This is a genomic window from Yaniella soli, assembly GCF_054782375.1.
The window spans coordinates 1-18,395 of sequence record NZ_BAAGSP010000020.1; the positions used below are offsets into that span (position 1 = coordinate 1).

Genomic DNA, 18,395 nt, shown 5'->3' on the forward strand with positions numbered 1-18,395 from the left:
CACGAAGCCAGACTCCGCTACCGGTGGGACACCCGCACCGTCAAGCCTTACGATTTCCGGTAAGCGCCGATAAGCCCCTATCCGCGCAATCTCTTAAACGTTTCCTTCAAGACTCCTCCGAATACCAGTCCGTGCGCTCAGGCCCGCGTCCACATTTGATTGCCGCCCGGTCGCTGCGTCAACAGATCATCGAAGCCGCGAAGTTCATACGAACCTGGGTTGATGAAGACGTTGCTCCGGATGCCATTGGCGTGATGGTTCGCAGTGAACGTATTAAGGACCAGGTGGAACGCGGCCTACGTGACGAGGAAGCGTTGGCGGCGATAACTGACTCGGATTCGGCAGTGCAAATCATCACAATGCACAGTGCCAAAGGCATGGAATTTGAACGTGCCATTATTGTTGGTGCCGGTGCAGAGGAGATACCCGCTGCCTGGCAGCTAGCAGATTTACCAGACTCCGAATAACACGATGTAGAACTTCGAGAAAGATCCCTGCTATATGTTGCGGCTACGCGTGCACGTGACGAACTGGTGATTACGTTGGACTGGCGAGGCATCCGATTATCTCTCGGGGGCTACGTAGCGTCTGTGTCAGCCAGACGAACCACCGCGTCGTGGGGCAGCCAAATCGTCGGAATCAATCACCAACGTGAAAGGTCCGCTGTTCACTAGAGCCACGTCCATCATGGCACCGAATTCACCGGTCACCACTTCCAGGCCCTGTTCGCGAATTTTCGCCACAAAGTATTCATAGAGCGGTTCGGAATGTTCTGGACGAGCAGCTTTCGACCACGAGGGTCGACGCCCCTTGCGCACATCAGCGTTTAGCGTGAACTGTGAGACCACCATGATCGGCGCATTGAGATCCACGGCGGATTGCTCGTCGTCAAGAATCCGCAGGTGCACGATCTTATTGACCAGAACATCGGCTTGTTCCTCGCCGTCGTGGACGTGTACTCCCAATAAGATCATGAGACCTGGACGGGGGAGTTCACCCACCACTTTTTCATCGACGGTGACACTGGCTGAAGTTACGACTTGGATGACTGCACGCATGGCTTCAAGTGTAGCTGTGGTGTTGCCCGGGTGGCCGAATCATTAGAGTAGGGGATGTGCAAGATTTGTTCTCCTCGGCCCACGACGACAATGATCGTCCAGATTCCTCACCCAACGTATCGGCTGCCGCTCCCTTAGCGGTGCGTATGCGTCCCAGAGCCCTGGACGAGATTGTGGGCCAACAGCATTTGTTAACCCCCGGTTCGCCGTTGCGAAAACTGACCGAAGCGAACGGCCCTGCCGGTGTGGGGCCCTCCTCGATCATGCTGTATGGGCCCCCGGGTACCGGTAAAACGACCCTTGCCCATGTGATCTCCCAGGCACCGGATCGCAAGTTTGTGGAATTATCCGCCATATCTGCTGGGGTTAAAGATGTTCGTCGCGTGATGGAACAGGCTCTCGACAATAGAGATCTTTACGGCCGGACCACCATCTTATTCTTGGACGAAATACATCGGTTTAATAAAGCCCAGCAGGATGCGCTTTTGCCGGGAGTAGAGAATCGCTGGGTTGTGCTCGTGGCTGCAACCACTGAAAATCCGTCGTTCTCGGTCATATCTCCGCTCCTGTCCAGGTCGATCATGCTCACACTTGAACCGCTAACCGACGGCGATATCGGTGAGCTTATTGATCGGGCCTTATCCGATGAACGCGGACTCAATGCCACGGTGGAGCTCGAGCACGAGGCCCGAGAATATTTGATTCGAATGGCTCAGGGGGATGCACGGCGAGCCCTGACGACTTTGGAAGCAGCTGCCGGTGTTGGATACGATCAGGCTGCGGGAGAACAGTCACCAGTGGTGACCGTCGAACATGCTGCTCAAGCTATGGACCAAGCGGTATTGCGTTATGACAAAGATGGCGATCAGCATTACGACGTCATCTCTGCCTTTATCAAGTCGATTCGAGGATCTGATGTTGATGCGGCGTTGCATTACCTGGCGCGAATGATTCATGCCGGTGAGGACGCACGATATATTGCCCGACGCCTGATTGTTCACGCATCGGAAGATATCGGAATGGCTGACCCTACGGCACTACAGTCTGCGGTCGCGGCAGCGCAAGCGGTCCAGCTCATTGGCATGCCGGAAGGGCGCATCCCTCTTGCCCAAGCGGTGGTCCATTTGGCGACTGCACCAAAATCGCCTGGCGCTTACGACGGTATTAATGCTGCACTTGCTGATGTCCAAGCAGGTCGAGCAGGGGTCGTACCAAAACACTTACGCGATTCACATTACGCGGGAGCGAAGGCACTCGGGCACGGTGCGGGGTATAAATTTCCACACTCCTACCCGCATTCCATCGTGGCCCAACAGTATTTACCCGATGAACTGTTAGACCGGCAGTACTATCAGCCAACGACCAATGGTCACGAACACATGATTTCGGAACGCGTCGCAAGACTTCGTGCCGTATTGCGCAACGAACCTCCAGCACCGCAAACGCCTGATCAGACGAGTGACGATTAGGCCGACATTTCGGTATGTGCTAAGGTTTTGCCTTGTCTGGCACGTTTCTGTCCAAGCGCAGAAATGGTAGTTATGACGGTTGGCGGTATAACCCTCAGCTCTCTGGAAAACACTGACATCAGAGGCCAGGATTCATGTACATCATAGCTAGTCGGCTTTGTCATGTAGATGATGCAAAACCAATCAATACCGCATGACAAGAAAAGGAAGCCACTCATGGCAAAAGGTCTACGTACCCGTCGCACAGTGCGCCACTCGCGCGCACTGGGCATTGCGCTCACTCCTAAAGCTGAAAAGTACATGGAGCGCCGTCCATACGGTCCAGGTCAGCACGGTCGCGCACGTCGTCGTGCCGATTCTGACTACTCGGTCCGTCTGAAAGAAAAACAGCGTCTTCGCGCGATCTACAACATTCGTGAAGCCCAGATGGTTCGGTACTTCAAAGAATCAACCCGTCGTGCAGGTCTGACCGGTGAGGTCCTGGTCGAAACCCTGGAATCGCGCCTGGATGCTCTTGTGTTGCGTGCCGGCTTTGCCCGCACCATTGCACAGGCGCGTCAGCTGGTCGTTCACCAGCACATCCTGGTTAATGGACAGCGTGTTGACCGTCCGTCATTCCAGGTACAAGAAGGTCAGCTCATCCACGTTGCAGAACGTAGCGAATCGATGGTTCCATTCCAGATCGCTGCCACTGGTGCACACCAGGACGTTCTGCCAGATGTGCCTGGTTACCTTGATGTAGAAATCGACAAGCTGCGCGCAAAATTGGTCCGCGAGCCAAAGCGTGCTGATATTCCAGTTTCCATTCAGGAAAACCTGGTCGTCGAGTACTACTCACGCTAAACTTTCGTACGACACACTGACATTCCGGCTCGGTGGCACTTGCGTATTGCAAGGCCCCGGGCCGGTGGTGTCTTTATTCCTAGAATATGGTGTTTGACCACGCTGTCGTGTGTCAGTTGGTAGAGTAGGTTCGGCTACGAATCAGAAAGGGTTGGCGGTTGTGAAAAGAGTTCTACTTATCGGCGTTGGTGCTGCAATCGGGTGGTACGGTCACTCCAAGTTGTCTAAAGGTCGAGACGAGGCGGCACTGCGTGCAGAAGAGGCTCTACGCACCTCACTGTCACCAGAAAATATTGGTCGCAGCATTGGCGAAGGGGCGGCGAGCATCCTCGTCGAGTCGACCAAGGGTTTCTTGACCACCGTGCGTGAACAGATCCCTGCGCTCAATCGGAATCAACCCGCACCGCCGGTGGTTGAAAACCTTGACGAGGTTCAGCCACTGCGAGTCGAAGTCACCGAAGTGACATCAGAACGCGGCGCGTAAGCTCAGAATTTAAAGTATTTGACCCTCAACCGGTGTGCCCACTGGTTGCTAGCTTGTAATGGAAAAAACAGTTATGCAGATTCATGAAATTGCCCGCCGTTGGAACGCTTTTTTCGAAAAGAACAGCCACAGTGTAGTTCCCTCGGCGTCGCTGGTCTCTCCGGACCCATCGCTACTGTTTACCGTTGCTGGTATGGTGCCGTTTATCCCATACTTTTTAGGCCAACAAACGCCGCCGCATGATCGGGCAGTCTCAGTTCAAAAATGTATTCGTACAGCAGACATTGAAGAAGTTGGCAAAACCGCACGGCACGGCACCTTCTTCCAAATGGCTGGCAACTTCTCCTTTGGCGATTACTTCAAAGAAGGTGCCATTACGATGGCGTGGGAACTCCTCACGACATCGCAAGCTGATGGCGGCTACGGTTTAGACCCCGAGCGCTTGTGGGCCACCGTATACGAAGAAGACGACGAAGCCTACGCAATCTGGCGTGACGTGGTCGGTATCCCCGAAGCCCGCCTTCAACGTATCGGCAAAGAAGATAACTACTGGCACACTGGCCAGCCGGGACCAGGCGGTCCGTGTTCCGAAATCTTTTATGATCGGGGCCCACAATATGGCAATGATGGTGGTCCCGCTGCAGATGACACCAGATACCTAGAAATCTGGAATCTCGTCTTCATGCAGTACCAGCTCGGAGACGTCCGGAGCCAAGACGATTTCGATATCGTTGGCGAGCTCGCAAACAAAAACATCGATACCGGTATGGGACTAGAACGCCTCGCTATGATCCTGCAGGGCGTAGAAAACATGTACGAGACGGATCAAGTGCGTCCCGTGCTGGACCGCGCTGCCGAGCTGGCGGGGGTTACGTACACCTCGACCGAAGACCCCGAAGACGCCAACTTCTCTAACGATATGCGTCTGCGCTACGTTGCCGATCATGTGCGTTCTGCGCTGATGCTGATTAGTGATGGGGTAGTACCCAGCAATGAAGGCGGCGGCTATGTATTGCGTCGCCTGATTCGTCGTGCCGTTCGTGCTATGCGCCTGATGGGCGTGGTCTCTGCTGTGCTGCCGGAACTGCTCCCTATCTCTCGTGACGCGATGCGTGGCAACTACCCCGAAGTCTCAGAAGACTTCGACCGGATTGCTCGTATCGCCTATGCCGAAGAACGCGCATTCTTGCGCACCATTGCAGCCGGCACGACCCGTTTGGAATCCTCGGTCGCACAAGCCCGCGAAGCCGGTGCGACGCTGTCCGGTGATGCAGCATTCGAATTGCACGACACATATGGTTTCCCGATTGATCTGACGTTGGAAATGGCTGAAGAAGCAGGCGTTTCTGTGGACCAGGATAAGTTTGTCGAACTTATGCAAGAACAACGTCAGCGTGCACGCAACGATGCCAAAGCAAAAAAGACTGGCCACGCGGACACGAGCCTGTATTACGAAGCCCACGCTGGTCAAGATACGGTCTTCACCGGATACACCGAGCACACGACCCAATCACACATTCGATCCCTGCTGGTCAATGGTAAAGCTGCGAACTTTGCCGAACAGGGCCAACAAGTTGAAGTCGTACTGGATGCCTCGCCTTTCTACGCGGAAGCCGGCGGACAGGCGGCAGATACCGGGTTGATCAGCGGTGATGGCTTCGTCATTGAAGTCTCTGACGTGCAGTCACCGATCAATGGTCTCGCCGTCCACCAGGGCATTATTCGTGAAGGTGAAGCACCCATGGGGGCACAAGCAGTCGGGGCAATTGACCTGCAGCGTCGCCTCGATGCCCAGAAAGCGCACTCGGCAACCCACATCGTGCACGCTGCCCTCCATCAAATTCTTGGTCCAGACGCCGTTCAGGCCGGGTCGTTCAATAAAGAAGGCTACTTACGTTTTGACTTCCGCTGGCAAGATGCCATGTCGCCTGCGGCACGCCAAGAAGTCGAAGAACTAGCCAACATCGCCATCCGAGACAACTTTATGGTCAACACCATAGAAACAAGCCTTAAAGAAGCCCAATCAATGGGCGCGATGAGCCTATTCGGCGAAAAATACGGTGATTGGGTTCGTGTCGTAGAAATCGATGGTGCCTGGTCGCGCGAACTCTGCGGTGGAACCCACGTCACCTCGACTTCCGAGATTGGTACGCTGGCACTGCTCAATGAGCAGTCGGTCGGCTCCGGCAATCGCCGTGTTGAAGCCCTGGTCGGCCTCGACGCATTTGATCATTTCGCTGCAGAACGCACATTGGTCAACGAGCTGTCATCTATGCTCAAGACGCCGGCAGCCGAGATACCAGGGCGGGTTGAGCAGACGCTTAATAAACTACGGCAAGTTGAAAAAGAACTGGCCGATTTGCGCTCCCAACAAATGCTCGCACAGGTTGGCAAGCTGGTGGAACAGGCCGAAACGGTAGGAGATATAACCCTGTTGGCTCATAATATGGGGGAAGTTGCCAGTGCTGATGACTTGCGTTCGGCAGCACTCGACCTTCGTGATCGGCTGACCAAGGCAGGAAATCAACATATCGTCGTCGGAATGATCGGCACCTCGAATGCGCGGCCGCTCGTCGTGATTGCCGTCAACGAAGGTGCCCAGAACCTCGGTCTAAAAGCGGGTAACCTTGTCAAAGCCGTCTCCCAAGTACTGGGCGGTGGCGGCGGTGGCAAACCCGACGTGGCACAAGGTGGCGGCCAAGATGCTTCCAAGATTGATGACGCACTGACGACCCTTCGGCGCGAAGTCGAGACGGCCTAACCCCAACGGATCGATTCCTTAAGTATTTAGAACTATTCAATGACAGATATGAACTCGCACGAGACGGTGACAGGCTCCCGTCTAGGAGTGGATGTTGGTAGGGCCCGCGTGGGACTGGCAGCAACCGACCCGGCCGGCATCCTGGCCAGTCCAGTCGACACGCTGACGCGAGATGCGAAAAACCTACGCGATCTCCACCGGATTGTTGACGAAGCGATCCAACGCAACGCGGTTCGTGTCTATGTCGGAGACCCCATCAACCTCAAAGGCCAAAAGACGGCATCCACCGATGACGCTCATCGCTTCGCTCAACAACTGGCAAAACTGTTTGCTGAAGCCAACTTGACGACCCAAGTCCGACTCATTGATGAGCGACTCTCGACCGTTAGTGCCTCCCAAAAATTGCACCAAGCCGGGGTCTCATCACGGAATCAGCGCTCAGTTATTGATCAACTGGCGGCCGTGGCTATATTGGAACATGCGATGATGCTTGAAAATAACACGGGTGCCAACACTGGTATCTTGGTCTCGCATGAACAGGAGGAAGAATATGACAGATGATCATCTGCCGAACTTGCCTCCCAAGACTCAATTTATGTCGCGTCGCGAGCGCCGCGAATACGAACGCGCTCAGCAAAATGCCCAACGTGCTTCCGATGCGAAATCTACTGTAGAAGGCCAGAATGCGATACCACCTGCCAGTGTGGGTGATGAATCGGGACAGGATCGTGAAGAAGTATCGGACGTACCACGACCGCTGGCTGCTGACGGTCCCGGTGGTTTAGAAGACCGACCGCATCGCCCCGGAAGCTCTCAAGACGACATCGTGACCGAGGGCCGGTACGCAACAGACCAGAATGTTGATCATGGTGGTCTGCATCCGCTACCTGAGGATACTCGCGACTATCCTCACCTCAGCCAAGATGTGGCTGCTGCCGAGCGCGAAGATGCTGCGGAAGCATCCTCCGATGAAAACATGTTGGGCTACATGCTCGTGGCCGATGGCACGCAGCCAGCTCCCGAAATTGATGAGGAAGCGTTAGCAGCGCGCAAAGTTCGCAAACGTCGGCGTACCGTCGTGATGCTGTCGAGCTTCGCTGTGTTCCTCGGCCTACTCATCGTCGTTGGACTCGGAGTGAGCCAACTCGTGGGCTGGACGAATAATGATTACCCCGGTCCAGGTGGCGAAGAAATCGCCTTCGAAGTCAACCCCGGTGAAGGGGCAATTGTCATCGGTAACCGGCTGGTCGATGAAGACATTGTCGCATCGACCTCAGCGTTTCGTGACGCGGTGGAGTCTTCGCAAAGTACCTCAGAAATCCAGCCCGGTGAATATACGCTGCAGCATCAAATGCCAGCCAGAGACGCCGCCGCGATCCTGTTGGACGAAGGAGGCTTAGGGCAGCACTACGTGTATGTGAACTCCGGGCATCGAATAGACGATGTGTATGAGCACATTGCTGAGCAAACTGAGTATAGTGCAGACGAAATTGAAGAAGCCGCCGATCCCTCGAACTTCGAGGTGCCCTCCGAAGCCTCAACGCTTGAAGGCTATATCGCTGTCGGTGAGTATCAATTCCCCATGGATGCCTCGATGCAAGAAATTCTTGAACAGATGATCGAACCCACCATGAATGAGTTCGAACGCCTCGGGATCGAGGACCCCGAAGAACAACACCGGCTGGTCACGATTGCCTCGATTTTGGAGGCCGAAGCACGGTCTGAAGACTTTGCCATGGTCGCGGGGATTATTGAAAACCGGTTGGATGAGTCGAACACCGAAACATACGGATTCTTACAGATTGACGCCACGGTGATTTACGGCATGGGCGTCCGGCAGCTGCAGTTTACTGCCGAAGATCGGCAAGATGAGAGCAACGAATACAACACGTACCAACATCGTGGGCTGCCACCCGGCCCGATAGGTGCGCCATCCATCGCTGCGCTTGATGCCGCTGCTGAACCCGAAGACAACGACTACCTCTACTGGATTACCACCAACATTGAAACTGGCGAAACGAAATTCTCCAGCACCTATGAACAGCATCGTGAATATCAGCAGGAATACCGTGCCTATTGTGACGACAATCCCGATATTTGTGGTCGGTAGTAGGTAGCACACACATGACTGAACAGAACTTTCACGCGGCCGTCCTGGGATCACCGATAACGCATTCGAAATCTCCCGATATGCATCGTGCCGCCTACCAGTACTTGGACGCACCGATCCAATACGATCGCGTGGACGTGAACCAAGACCAAGCCGATAGCTTCATGAGCTCGTTGACGCAGCGTTACGGTCCCACAAGCCTCCTTGCTGGGTTCTCCGTGACCATGCCATTGAAAGCTGTCCTCGTGGAGCACATGGACCACGTCTCGCCACGTGTGCAACGTTTGGGCGTACTGAACACCATCGTCTTTGATGCAGATGGCATCCCGCATGGCCACAATACTGATGTGGAGGGTATATACCGTGCGTTGAGGCACGCTGGTTTTGTCGCAGCGAGCGGAGGCTCGATGGGCATCATCGGAGCCGGCGGAACGGCGTCTGCTGCTGTCGGCGCCGCAGCTGCTATGGGGCTCGATGAGGTCGTGTTGTATGTGCGTAATAGAGAACGCGCGCAGGACGCTGCCACGGTTGCACAACGGTTCAACCTGGCAGTTCAAGTCAAGCATCTCGACGAGTTTTCCGCTGAGGTCCAAGACCATCGGGCGGTGGTGTCGACACTTCCCGCCACCGCGGCCGACTGGCTTGAGTCAGAGCTTCCGAACGGGAAGCTGCCACCGTTACTCGATGTGATTTATGAGCCGTGGCCAACAGTACTAGCGGCAACATGGCAAGCCACCGGAGCACAAGTGGCATCCGGTTTAGATATGTTGTTGTATCAAGGAGTAGAACAGGTCAAACTGTTTACAGCAAAAATGGTCGACGACTACGACACACTTGACTGGGACGCAGTCACAGCACACATGGCGGTTGCGCTGGGGCTACAACACCCATCGTGATGTCGCGGTGGGACAAACATCGACATGAAACAAGCGCTCACGCGCTGAGCATGAAAGAATCGGGCGTATGATGCGTTGGTTAACTGCAGGAGAATCTCACGGTTCCGGACTCGTGGGGATTATTGAAGGATTGCCGGCTGGTATTGAAATCACCACAGCCGACATTCAAGACGCGTTGCTGAGACGCCGACTAGGGTACGGCCGCGGCGCGCGTATGAAGTTTGAAAAGGACGAGGTCACCATTATCTCTGGTGTCCGTCATGGAATCACCCTCGGCTCACCGGTCGCCATACACATCGCCAATACGGAATGGCCCAAATGGGAACTCGTCATGAATCCAGACCCGGTTGACCCGGAGGAAATTGAAGGACTGGCGAGGAATGCAGCTCTCAGACGTCCGCGCCCAGGTCACGCAGACATGGCCGGAATGCAGAAATTCGGTTTTGACGAAGCCCGTCCACTACTGGAACGCGCTTCAGCCCGCGAAACCGCCACGAGAGTGGCTCTGGGCCGTGTTGCCCAGCATTTCTTAGCCCAATTAGGCATTCGTACCGTCGCCCATACAGTGCGCATGGGCGAAATTGAAATCGCCCCGGGCTATGACTTTCCAACAGCCGATGATGTCGAGACCATAGACGCTGATCCGCTGCGCTGTATCGATCCGGAAGCATCCGCCAGGATGGTCGAAGCCGTCGATACCACCAAGAAGTCAGGCGAAACGCTCGGCGGCGTCGTCGAAGTGCTCGTGCATGACGCACCCGTTGGACTGGGCTCTCATATTCACTGGGACCGCAGACTCGATTCGAAACTAGCCGGTGCTCTCATGGGCATCCAGGCGATGAAGGGCGTGGAAATCGGTGATGGTTTTGATGTGGCCACGCGCGTTGGTTCCGACGCACACGATGCGATTATTCGCCATGCCGACGGCTCGGTAGCCCGGACCACGCATCGTGCTGGAGGCATCGAAGCGGGGATGTCCACCGGTGAACCAATTCGTGTGCGAGTCGCGATGAAACCGATCGCGACCGTGCCCCGTGCCCTTGCCACCGTCGATGTGGCGACCGGCCAAGCCACAAAGGCCCACCACCAACGTTCGGACGTCACAGCAGTTCCCGCGTCCGGTGTGGTTGCCGAGGCAATGGTGGCCCTGGTCATCGCCGGCGAAGTGTTAGAAAAATTTGGTGGCGACTCGGTCGAAGAAACCCGTCGCAATATGCACAGTTTCACCGCCAACATCAAGCCCATCCCAGAACCCGAAAGTGACCACGTAGACCAGCACGATATGGGCGACCCACTCTAACAATGCACGAACATTCACCACCGATCGTGTTGATCGGACCGATGGGGTCAGGAAAGACCACGGTCGGCAAGCATCTCGCACAGCGTCTAGGGGCCACGTATACCGATACTGACGACCTGTTCGTCACTCGTCACGGGGTCATTGTCGAATACTTCATCACCCACGGTGAAGAGGCATTTCGTGATGCAGAACAAGAAATTGTGGCCGACGCCGCGACACGCAGCAGTTCTGGCATCTTGTCGTTGGGTGGGGGAGCGGTCATTCGAGCCGCTAATCGCGAAATCGTCCGCAACCATGGGTACGTCATTTTTCTCGATGTCAGTGAGCAGCAAGCGCTGCAACGACTCGGTGATGCCTCCGGACGCCCTGTCCTCGCGGGGGATCCTGCACGGAACTGGTCGCGCATCCGAACAGAGCGGTTGGAGTATTTCACAGACTCGGCGCACCGGGTGATCGACACGACCGGACTGGACGTGGATGATGTGGCGACTATGATCATCGAGGGACACCAACAATTTTTGGCAAGGAATACAACGCACTCTATGTCTGAAAACACAACACCCGAGACCACAGATCAGCCGACCGTCATCGAAGTATCTGGCGGATCGGCCAACGAAATGCACGGCGGCTACGACGTGGCAATTGGTCGGGGCCTCCTGTCCCGTTTGCCAGACATTCTGGGGGCTCAACCGCACCGGGTCGCTATTATCTTGCCCCGGGCTTTGCGCGCCACCGGAGATGTCGTCAAATCCGCGCTCGATGAGGCCGGCTATAACGCTGTGTTGGTCGAGATTCCGGACTCTGAAGAAGGCAAACACATCGAGGTAGCCTCATTCTGCTGGCAAGTCTTGGGCCAGAGTGATTTCACGCGTTCAGATGCCATCGTGTCTGTTGGCGGAGGCGCGGTCTCGGACCTGGCCGGTTTCGTTGCTGCTACCTGGTTGCGCGGTGTCCGAGTGGTGCACATGCCCACGACACTGCTGGGTATGGTCGATGCCGCCGTCGGTGGCAAGACCGGTATCAATACCTCCGAGGGGAAAAACCTCGTGGGCTCATTCCATCCACCCGCAGGTGTGCTCGCAGACCTGGATACCTTGTTGACGCTACCGAAAAACGAGCTGGTCTCCGGGCTCGCCGAGGTCATCAAGTGTGGATTCATCGCAGATGAAAAAATTCTGGATCTGATCGAAGACCATATGTCGCAGGTAACCAACCCTCATTCGGCAGTGCTGCGTGAACTTATCGAACGGGCAATCCAAGTCAAAGCCGACATTGTTGGCAAGGATTTCAAAGAAGCCAGCGACCGTCAGATGCTCAATTATGGGCACACGCTGGGACACGCCATCGAATTGGCGGAGCGCTACCAATACCGTCATGGGGCAGCTGTGGCTGTCGGTATGGTCTTCGCCGCGGAACTGGCGCGGTCGGTGGGTCGCCTCGATGACGCAACGGTCGAGCGTCACAAACAGATCCTGGAAGGTGTGGGACTGCCCACGTCGTATCACGGTGATCGTTGGGCAATGCTGCTTGATGGTATTCGTCGGGATAAGAAAAACCGTGGAGAACAGCTGCGCTTTGTCCTCTTGGAGTCCCAAGGTTCCCCAGTGATTTACGACGTGCCAGACGAATCCTTGCTCTTTGCTGCCTACCAGGAAATTGCTGACTAGAACGCGGCGCACAACGCGCGGTCGATTACACTAGTCCAAGGTTCAGTTATGTCACTGTGCTTGGAATCTGCCAGAATATGTACTTATCACGAAAACTTTAATGGAGAATACGCCTTATGGTTATGCTCACCAGTAACGACATTAAAAACGGTTCGGTCGTCGTCGTTGACGGCCAGCTGTGGCAGGTCCAAGAATTCCAGCACGTCAAGCCAGGTAAAGGTGGGGCGTTTGTTCGCACCAAAATTAAAAACCTGACCTCCGGCAAAACGGTGGACAAAACCTGGAACGCCGGGGCCAAACTCGAGTTTGCCACCGTGGATCGTTCCGAATACCAGTTCTTGTACCGTGATGGTGACGAATTCATTTTCATGGATCTCACCACGTTTGACCAGGTCATGGTCCCAGCCTCGGTAGTGGGCAATGCTGCCAACTTCTTGTTGGAAAACGAGAACGCACAGATCGCTATTTCCGACGGCACGCCGCTGTACCTCGAATTGCCCCCGTCGGTCATCCTGGAAATTACTTACACCGAACCGGGATTACAAGGTGATCGTTCGTCAGGTGGCACCAAACCTGCGACGTTGGAAACAGGATACGAAATTCAGGTCCCACTCTTTATGGAAGAGGGCACCAAGGTCAAAGTAGACACCCGCAACGGTGAATACCAAGGCCGGGTCACTGACTAATTGCCGGCACGGAGCAACACCACATTGTCTAAAAAATCACATGACCAATCACGACACATCGGCGCCCGCGGCCGGGCCCGCCGTCGTGCCCTGGAGATCCTGTTCGAAGCAGAGCAGCGTCACACGACACCCTTAGCTGCACTGCAGCGACGTCGTGACCACACGGATCAAACCATCAACCCCTATACCACCACGATCATTGATGGGGTCATCACCCATCAAGAACAAATCGATGAGCTGCTAGCACAGTATGCGCACGGATGGACTCTGGAGCGCATGCTCGGTATGGATAAGTCGATTTTGCGCCTGGGCGCGTGGGAATTGCTCTTCTACGACGGCATGCCAGATGGGGCAGCCGTCAACGAAGCCGTCAATATGGCGCGCGAATATTCCAATGACGATTCACCCAGCTATGTCAACGGGGTGCTCGGTCGACTCCAGGAACTCAAACCCACCTTGATCCTGTAACCGGTCGGTTGGACAGGCTAACCGGTGCTACAGTTACAACGAGTGAAGCTACGGGGACACCACGTATCCCGCAGATCCTTTAAAGATCCGACCTGCGAGGCGGGAAAGGAGACAAGCTGTGGTGCAAGAACCTGTGCGTCAAGCACGCACCGTGATGTCGGCAGACGATATAGATCGGGTGTTGACTCGTATTGCCCATGAGATTCTAGAAGCCAACCGCGGTGCGCAGCATCTGCTGGTACTGGGCATCCCACGTCGCGGCGTCCCGCTGGCCAACAGACTGGCCGCCAAATTGGCAGAAATTGAGCCCGACTTCGTTGCAGCCGAGCGCACCGGTCAGCTCGACATCACCATGTATCGCGACGATCTTGCCCGTGCAGGTTCACGGGTACCAGCTTCCACAATTATCCCCGCTACCGGTGTCGACGGTGCCGTCGTCGTGCTCGTTGATGATGTGCTGTATTCCGGACGTACCATTCGCGCCGCACTAGACGCTTTGGCCGATATTGGCCGACCAGAAACGGTCCGGTTGGCTGTGCTCGTGGACCGCGGGCACCGACAGTTACCGCTGCGTGCAGACTACGTGGGCAAAAACCTCCCAACTGCCTCGACCGAACATGTCCGGGTACAGATGTCCGAAATCGACAGTGACGACGAACAGTTCACCGTCGATCAGGTACAAATCTTGGATGTGATGAACTGATGCGTCACCTCCTAGCGACCCGCAACCTGTCGTATGACAACGCCATGTCGATTCTTGATACCGCTCAAGAAATGGCCACCGTGGCTGATCGGTCGATCAAAAAGCTGCCGACCCTGCGCGGCCAAACCGTCGTCAACCTGTTTTTTGAAGACTCCACACGGACCCGAACATCATTCGAAGCCGCCGCCAAGCGCCTGTCTGCAGACGTGCTGAACTTCGCGCTCAAAACGTCATCGGTTTCCAAAGGCGAATCGCTCAAAGACACGGTTCAAACACTCGAAGCCATCGGTGGCGATGCGATTGTCATGCGTCACTGGGCGTCTGGAGCTGCCGAGCAACTGGCCAACTTCGGGTGGTCATCATCTGCGGTCATCAACGCGGGAGACGGAACCCACGAACACCCAACCCAAGCGCTATTGGATGCCTTTACCCTCCGGACCAGGCTGCATGGTGACCAGGCGACGGCCAAAGATCTTGATGGAGTACACGTCGTCATTGTGGGAGATATCTTGCACTCGCGCGTGGCGCGATCCAATGTGTGGCTGCTACACACCCTCGGAGCCAAAGTCACGTTGTCCGGTCCTCCAACATTGATGCCGGTTGGTGCCCAGACCTGGCCCGTGGATATTAACTACGACCTCAACGAGCTGCTGGCACAGCGCCCCGATGCAGTGATGATGCTCCGGGTCCAGGCCGAGCGGATGTCCGGGGATTTCTTCCCGTCAGCCGCCGAATACATCCGTGGCTGGGGCCTGACGAATGATCGCTACAAAACCATCGCGGACACCAAAACGCTCATCATGCACCCCGGCCCGATGAACCGCGGACTCGAAATCTCCGCGGCAGCTGCCGACTCACCCCAAAACACCGCGCTCGAACAAGTCAGCAACGGTGTCTCCATACGCATGGCAGTCCTGTACCTGCTACTCGCAGGCCAACCTGGACAATGAAAGGCCACCTCATGACTCTCACCTATCTCCTCACCGGTGGTACCACACCGGACGGTGTGCAAACCGATGTTGGCATTGACGCTCACGGCACGATCGCCCACCTTGGACCACACCGCACGGCTGATGCCGCCGAAGTCATTGACGTAAGCGGTAAAATCGTCCTGCCCGGACTGGTTGACCTCCACACCCACCTGCGTGAGCCCGGTAATAATGATGCCGAAACCGTCGAGACCGGTAGCCGAGCCGCTGCACGAGGTGGTTTCACCGCCGTGCATGCGATGGCGAACTCTAACCCGGTGGCTGATACCGCAGGCGTGGTCGAGCAAGTTCACAGGTTGGGCCGTGAGGCTGGATGGACTGATGTCTACCCTGTTGGCGCGGTGACCGTGGGACTAGCCGGTGAACGGTTAGCAGAGTTGTCGGCCATGCACGATTCAGCGGCCAACGTCACCATGTTCTCCGATGACGGTATGTGCGTGTGGGACCCGGTCTTGATGCGTCGCGGGCTGGAATACGTGAAATCGTTTGACGGATTTATTGCCCAGCACGCCCAAGAACCTCGGCTGACCGAAGGCGCCCAGATGAACGAGTCGGCGCTGTCTTCGGAACTGGGATTGGCGGGGTGGCCAGCCGTTGCCGAAGAATCCATTATTGCCCGCGACGTACTGCTGGCTCAGCACGTCGATTCCCGAGTCCACATCTGTCACGTGTCGACTGCCGGATCGGTCGAGCTCATCCGGTGGGCAAAATCCCAAGGCATCCGCGTGACCGCAGAAGTCACACCGCACCATCTGCTGCTGACCGAAGATTACGTCAAAACCTATGATCCGCTATATAAGGTCAATCCACCGTTACGCAGAGATACGGATGTGCACGCGTTACGCCAAGGTCTTGCCGATGGCACGATCGATACTGTTGGCACCGACCATGCACCCCACACCGATGAAAAGAAACAATGTGAGTGGGTTGTCGCAGCGATGGGCATGACCGGATTGGAAACAGCACTACCGGTTATCCAACACACGATGGTCGACACCGGACTGCTCGATTGGCACGGAGTTGCCCGAGTTATGTCGGCGAACCCGGCCAGCATCTACGGGCACGGTGAGCATGGTCAGCTGACGCAAACCGGAGGCTTGGTGGAGGGGGCATCCGCCAACATCGCCGTATACGATCCCAACCATCGCTTCGTCGTGAATCCCGTAGAGCACACCTCAAAATCGGCTAACTCACCATACCGCGGGATGGAATTGGCTGGCCAAGTGTCCGAGGTGTTTTATCGTGGACACCGAGTCGTCGCCGCCGCACACCTCACCACCCCCTACCAACACAGCTGATAAGGAAAGATCCCAGTAGTGGACGAAACAACATTTACGGTCACGCTCAGCGCGATCCTCATCGTAGGAATTATTGTCGGTATTATTTTCGGACGCCGAAATCGTACCAAGCGCCAACAGCACATCGCGCCACCTCCTGAAGTACCGCAGCAGCTGTTAGACGGCGAACCGAATACGGCCATCGAGGGCACCTACGTCAATACCGTGTTGGGCCAAGAACTCCTGGAACGTGTCACCGCACATCGTCTGGGAAACCGCAGTGCAGCCCATCTCGAGGTGCACAACGATGGTATTGTCATGCTTCGCATCGGTGAGCCCAACTTCTTTATCCCGATTGACGACATCATCGCCACCTCAACGATTTCTGGGATCGCGGGAAAATTCGTGGAAAAAGACGGGATCTTCGCCATCACCTGGCAACTGCAAGACACCGAAGTCACCACTGGATTCCGCACCCAATCAATCGCTGATCACCAAGAACTTCGCACAGAACTTGATACGCTTACCAACGGAAGGCAGACAGCATGAGCACATCAGCCAAACTTGTCCTGGCAGATGGCACGATCTACGCAGGCACCACATATGCCGCAACTGGAAGCGCCTATGGTCAATTAGTGTTCGACACGACCATGACCGGCTACCAGCACAGTCTGACCGATCCGGCCAATACCGAGACCATTACGGTCTTCACTTTTCCACACGTTGGCAACGTCGGCGTCAATGCCGCCGACGCAGCATCGGACACCTACTGGCCCAACGGGGTTGTCGTACGTGACCCAGCTCGAATCCGATCAAACTGGCAGTCGGAACGCGCATTGGACGAGGTACTGACCGAATCTAACGTCGTGGGCATTGCGGGTGTCGATACCCGCGCACTGACGCGGCACATCGCAATGCTGGGTCAGATCAATGCCGGGATCTTTGCCGGCGATGCGGCCAGTGATAGCGATGAGCATTTGGTAGCAAAAGTCCGCGATTGGAACAAACCTGACACAGCGCAACTGCTGCAACAGGTCACCACCACGACCGCGCACGTGGTCGAAGCAGACGATGCGAAGGCTACCGTGGCACTTGTTGATCTCGGTGTGCGTCGTGCGACCATCGACCAACTGGTACAACGCGGCAACTCTGTGCACGTGTTTCCTGCGACAACCTCGGCCGAAGAGCTGACTGCCGCTGGCGTCGACGGGGTGGTGCTGTCCTCGGGACCAGGGGACCCGTCTGATGTCACCGGCCAGATTGAGCTGGCAAAAGCACTGCTTGAATCGAAGACACCAATGCTCGGTATAGGGCTTGGACATCAGATCATCGCACGTGCCCTGGGCTATGAAACCTATCGCATGGACCAAGCACAGCGTGGTCCAAACCAGCCCGTCTACGACACCACAACGGGTCAGACGGCGATGACTACACAGAACCACGAATACGCCGTCGACGCGCAGGTGGGGACCAGTGTTTCACCGGCCGGCTACGGCGACGTCATCGTCACCCAGTACAGCTTGAACGACCATTCGGTGGAAGCACTTCAAACAGTCGAGCTGCCTGTCGTCGCAGTGCAGTACTATCCAGAAAATTCAGCTGTGGAAGGTGATGAGCCGCATCCGGTCTTTGACCATTTTGCAACCCTGATCGCCACCGGTAAATAAGACTTAGGAAACGACAG

General features: G+C 55.9%; 18 protein-coding genes and 1 pseudogene. 18 read left to right on the forward strand and 1 reads right to left on the reverse strand.

Annotated elements, in window-relative coordinates; translation table 11 throughout:
- A partial coding sequence (locus tag ACYVJT_RS10725) for a 3'-5' exonuclease (protein WP_499418386.1) occupies positions 1-467 on the forward strand: 467 nt, incomplete at its 5' end.
- Positions 468-593: 126 nt separating this feature from the next.
- On the opposite strand, the gene dtd is transcribed toward ACYVJT_RS10725, so the two are convergent.
- Positions 594-1,058, reverse strand: coding sequence for a D-aminoacyl-tRNA deacylase (dtd, locus tag ACYVJT_RS10730; protein ID WP_343956879.1), 465 nt, complete (start codon positions 1,056-1,058; stop codon positions 594-596).
- 56 nt (positions 1,059-1,114) lie between these two features.
- Here dtd and ACYVJT_RS10735 point away from each other — a divergent pair, with 56 nt between their 5' ends.
- From ACYVJT_RS10735 to carA, 17 genes and pseudogenes are all read left to right on the forward strand, one after another.
- Positions 1,115-2,527 carry a replication-associated recombination protein A gene (locus tag ACYVJT_RS10735; protein ID WP_343956880.1) on the forward strand — a complete coding sequence of 471 codons (1,413 nt, stop codon included), beginning with the start codon at positions 1,115-1,117 and terminating at the stop codon, positions 2,525-2,527.
- 216 nt (positions 2,528-2,743) lie between these two features.
- The gene (gene rpsD / locus ACYVJT_RS10740) at positions 2,744-3,370 is read left to right on the forward strand and encodes a 30S ribosomal protein S4 (RefSeq protein ID WP_343956881.1); all 627 of its coding nucleotides are present in this window, start codon (positions 2,744-2,746) and stop codon (positions 3,368-3,370) included.
- A 160-nt stretch (positions 3,371-3,530) separates the two neighbouring features.
- Entirely contained in the window at positions 3,531-3,854 is a 324-nt protein-coding gene (locus ACYVJT_RS10745) for a hypothetical protein (RefSeq protein ID WP_343956882.1), read from the forward strand.
- Positions 3,855-3,927: 73 nt separating this feature from the next.
- Positions 3,928-6,615, forward strand: coding sequence for an alanine--tRNA ligase (gene alaS, locus ACYVJT_RS10750; protein ID WP_343956883.1), 2,688 nt, complete (start codon positions 3,928-3,930; stop codon positions 6,613-6,615).
- Positions 6,616-6,654: 39 nt separating this feature from the next.
- Positions 6,655-7,176 carry a Holliday junction resolvase RuvX gene (gene ruvX / locus ACYVJT_RS10755; protein WP_343956884.1) on the forward strand — a complete coding sequence of 174 codons (522 nt, stop codon included), beginning with the start codon at positions 6,655-6,657 and terminating at the stop codon, positions 7,174-7,176.
- Positions 7,166-8,725, forward strand: coding sequence for an endolytic transglycosylase MltG (gene mltG, locus ACYVJT_RS10760; protein ID WP_343956885.1), 1,560 nt, complete (start codon positions 7,166-7,168; stop codon positions 8,723-8,725). Before ruvX ends, mltG begins: the two co-directional genes overlap by 11 nt.
- A gap of 14 nt (positions 8,726-8,739) precedes the next feature.
- Positions 8,740-9,621, forward strand: a complete 882-nt coding sequence (locus ACYVJT_RS10765; RefSeq protein ID WP_343956886.1) for a shikimate dehydrogenase family protein — start codon at positions 8,740-8,742, stop codon at positions 9,619-9,621.
- A gap of 67 nt (positions 9,622-9,688) precedes the next feature.
- A complete protein-coding gene (gene aroC / locus ACYVJT_RS10770; protein ID WP_343956887.1) occupies positions 9,689-10,921 on the forward strand; it encodes a chorismate synthase in 1,233 nt (410 codons plus the stop codon).
- A 41-nt stretch (positions 10,922-10,962) separates the two neighbouring features.
- Positions 10,963-11,412 (forward strand): annotated as a pseudogene (locus ACYVJT_RS10775) (shikimate kinase); the annotation flags it as partial.
- Positions 11,413-11,463: 51 nt separating this feature from the next.
- Positions 11,464-12,588: a 3-dehydroquinate synthase gene (aroB, locus tag ACYVJT_RS10780; RefSeq protein WP_343956943.1), complete on the forward strand. Its 1,125-nt coding sequence runs from the start codon at positions 11,464-11,466 to the stop codon at positions 12,586-12,588.
- 122 nt (positions 12,589-12,710) lie between these two features.
- A complete protein-coding gene (gene efp / locus ACYVJT_RS10785) occupies positions 12,711-13,274 on the forward strand; it encodes an elongation factor P (RefSeq protein ID WP_343956945.1) in 564 nt (187 codons plus the stop codon).
- A 57-nt stretch (positions 13,275-13,331) separates the two neighbouring features.
- Complete coding sequence (gene nusB, locus ACYVJT_RS10790) at positions 13,332-13,742, forward strand: transcription antitermination factor NusB (protein WP_343956947.1); 411 nt, start codon at positions 13,332-13,334, stop codon at positions 13,740-13,742.
- 121 nt (positions 13,743-13,863) lie between these two features.
- The gene (gene pyrR / locus ACYVJT_RS10795) at positions 13,864-14,445 is read left to right on the forward strand and encodes a bifunctional pyr operon transcriptional regulator/uracil phosphoribosyltransferase PyrR (protein WP_343956949.1); all 582 of its coding nucleotides are present in this window, start codon (positions 13,864-13,866) and stop codon (positions 14,443-14,445) included.
- Positions 14,445-15,395, forward strand: a complete 951-nt coding sequence (locus tag ACYVJT_RS10800) for an aspartate carbamoyltransferase catalytic subunit (RefSeq protein ID WP_343956888.1) — start codon at positions 14,445-14,447, stop codon at positions 15,393-15,395. The genes pyrR and ACYVJT_RS10800 overlap by 1 nt, the downstream gene beginning before the upstream one ends.
- An 11-nt stretch (positions 15,396-15,406) precedes the next feature.
- Positions 15,407-16,732 (forward strand): dihydroorotase, encoded by a 1,326-nt coding sequence (locus ACYVJT_RS10805; RefSeq protein ID WP_343956890.1) that lies wholly within the window; start codon positions 15,407-15,409, stop codon positions 16,730-16,732.
- Positions 16,733-16,750: 18 nt separating this feature from the next.
- On the forward strand, positions 16,751-17,260 hold the full coding sequence (locus tag ACYVJT_RS10810) for a PH-like domain-containing protein (RefSeq protein WP_343956891.1): 510 nt from the start codon (positions 16,751-16,753) through the stop codon (positions 17,258-17,260).
- Positions 17,257-18,378: a glutamine-hydrolyzing carbamoyl-phosphate synthase small subunit gene (gene carA, locus ACYVJT_RS10815; protein WP_343956892.1), complete on the forward strand. Its 1,122-nt coding sequence runs from the start codon at positions 17,257-17,259 to the stop codon at positions 18,376-18,378. Before ACYVJT_RS10810 ends, carA begins: the two co-directional genes overlap by 4 nt.
- The last annotated feature ends 17 nt before the right edge of the window (positions 18,379-18,395 follow it).

What these genes read in the sequence shown, in the direction of transcription:
- dtd (WP_343956879.1), bottom strand. Translation starts at nt 1,058, where the DNA reads ATGCGTGCAGTCATCCAAGTCGTAACTTCAGCCAGTGTCACCGTCGAT.
- rpsD (WP_343956881.1), top strand. Translation starts at nt 2,744, where the DNA reads ATGGCAAAAGGTCTACGTACCCGTCGCACAGTGCGCCACTCGCGCGCA.
- alaS (WP_343956883.1), top strand. Translation starts at nt 3,928, where the DNA reads ATGCAGATTCATGAAATTGCCCGCCGTTGGAACGCTTTTTTCGAAAAG.
- ruvX (WP_343956884.1), top strand. Translation starts at nt 6,655, where the DNA reads ATGACAGATATGAACTCGCACGAGACGGTGACAGGCTCCCGTCTAGGA.
- mltG (WP_343956885.1), top strand. Translation starts at nt 7,166, where the DNA reads ATGACAGATGATCATCTGCCGAACTTGCCTCCCAAGACTCAATTTATG.
- ACYVJT_RS10765 (WP_343956886.1), top strand. Translation starts at nt 8,740, where the DNA reads ATGACTGAACAGAACTTTCACGCGGCCGTCCTGGGATCACCGATAACG.
- aroC (WP_343956887.1), top strand. Translation starts at nt 9,689, where the DNA reads ATGATGCGTTGGTTAACTGCAGGAGAATCTCACGGTTCCGGACTCGTG.
- aroB (WP_343956943.1), top strand. Translation starts at nt 11,464, where the DNA reads ATGTCTGAAAACACAACACCCGAGACCACAGATCAGCCGACCGTCATC.
- efp (WP_343956945.1), top strand. Translation starts at nt 12,711, where the DNA reads ATGCTCACCAGTAACGACATTAAAAACGGTTCGGTCGTCGTCGTTGAC.
- ACYVJT_RS10800 (WP_343956888.1), top strand. Translation starts at nt 14,445, where the DNA reads ATGCGTCACCTCCTAGCGACCCGCAACCTGTCGTATGACAACGCCATG.
- ACYVJT_RS10805 (WP_343956890.1), top strand. Translation starts at nt 15,407, where the DNA reads ATGACTCTCACCTATCTCCTCACCGGTGGTACCACACCGGACGGTGTG.
- carA (WP_343956892.1), top strand. Translation starts at nt 17,257, where the DNA reads ATGAGCACATCAGCCAAACTTGTCCTGGCAGATGGCACGATCTACGCA.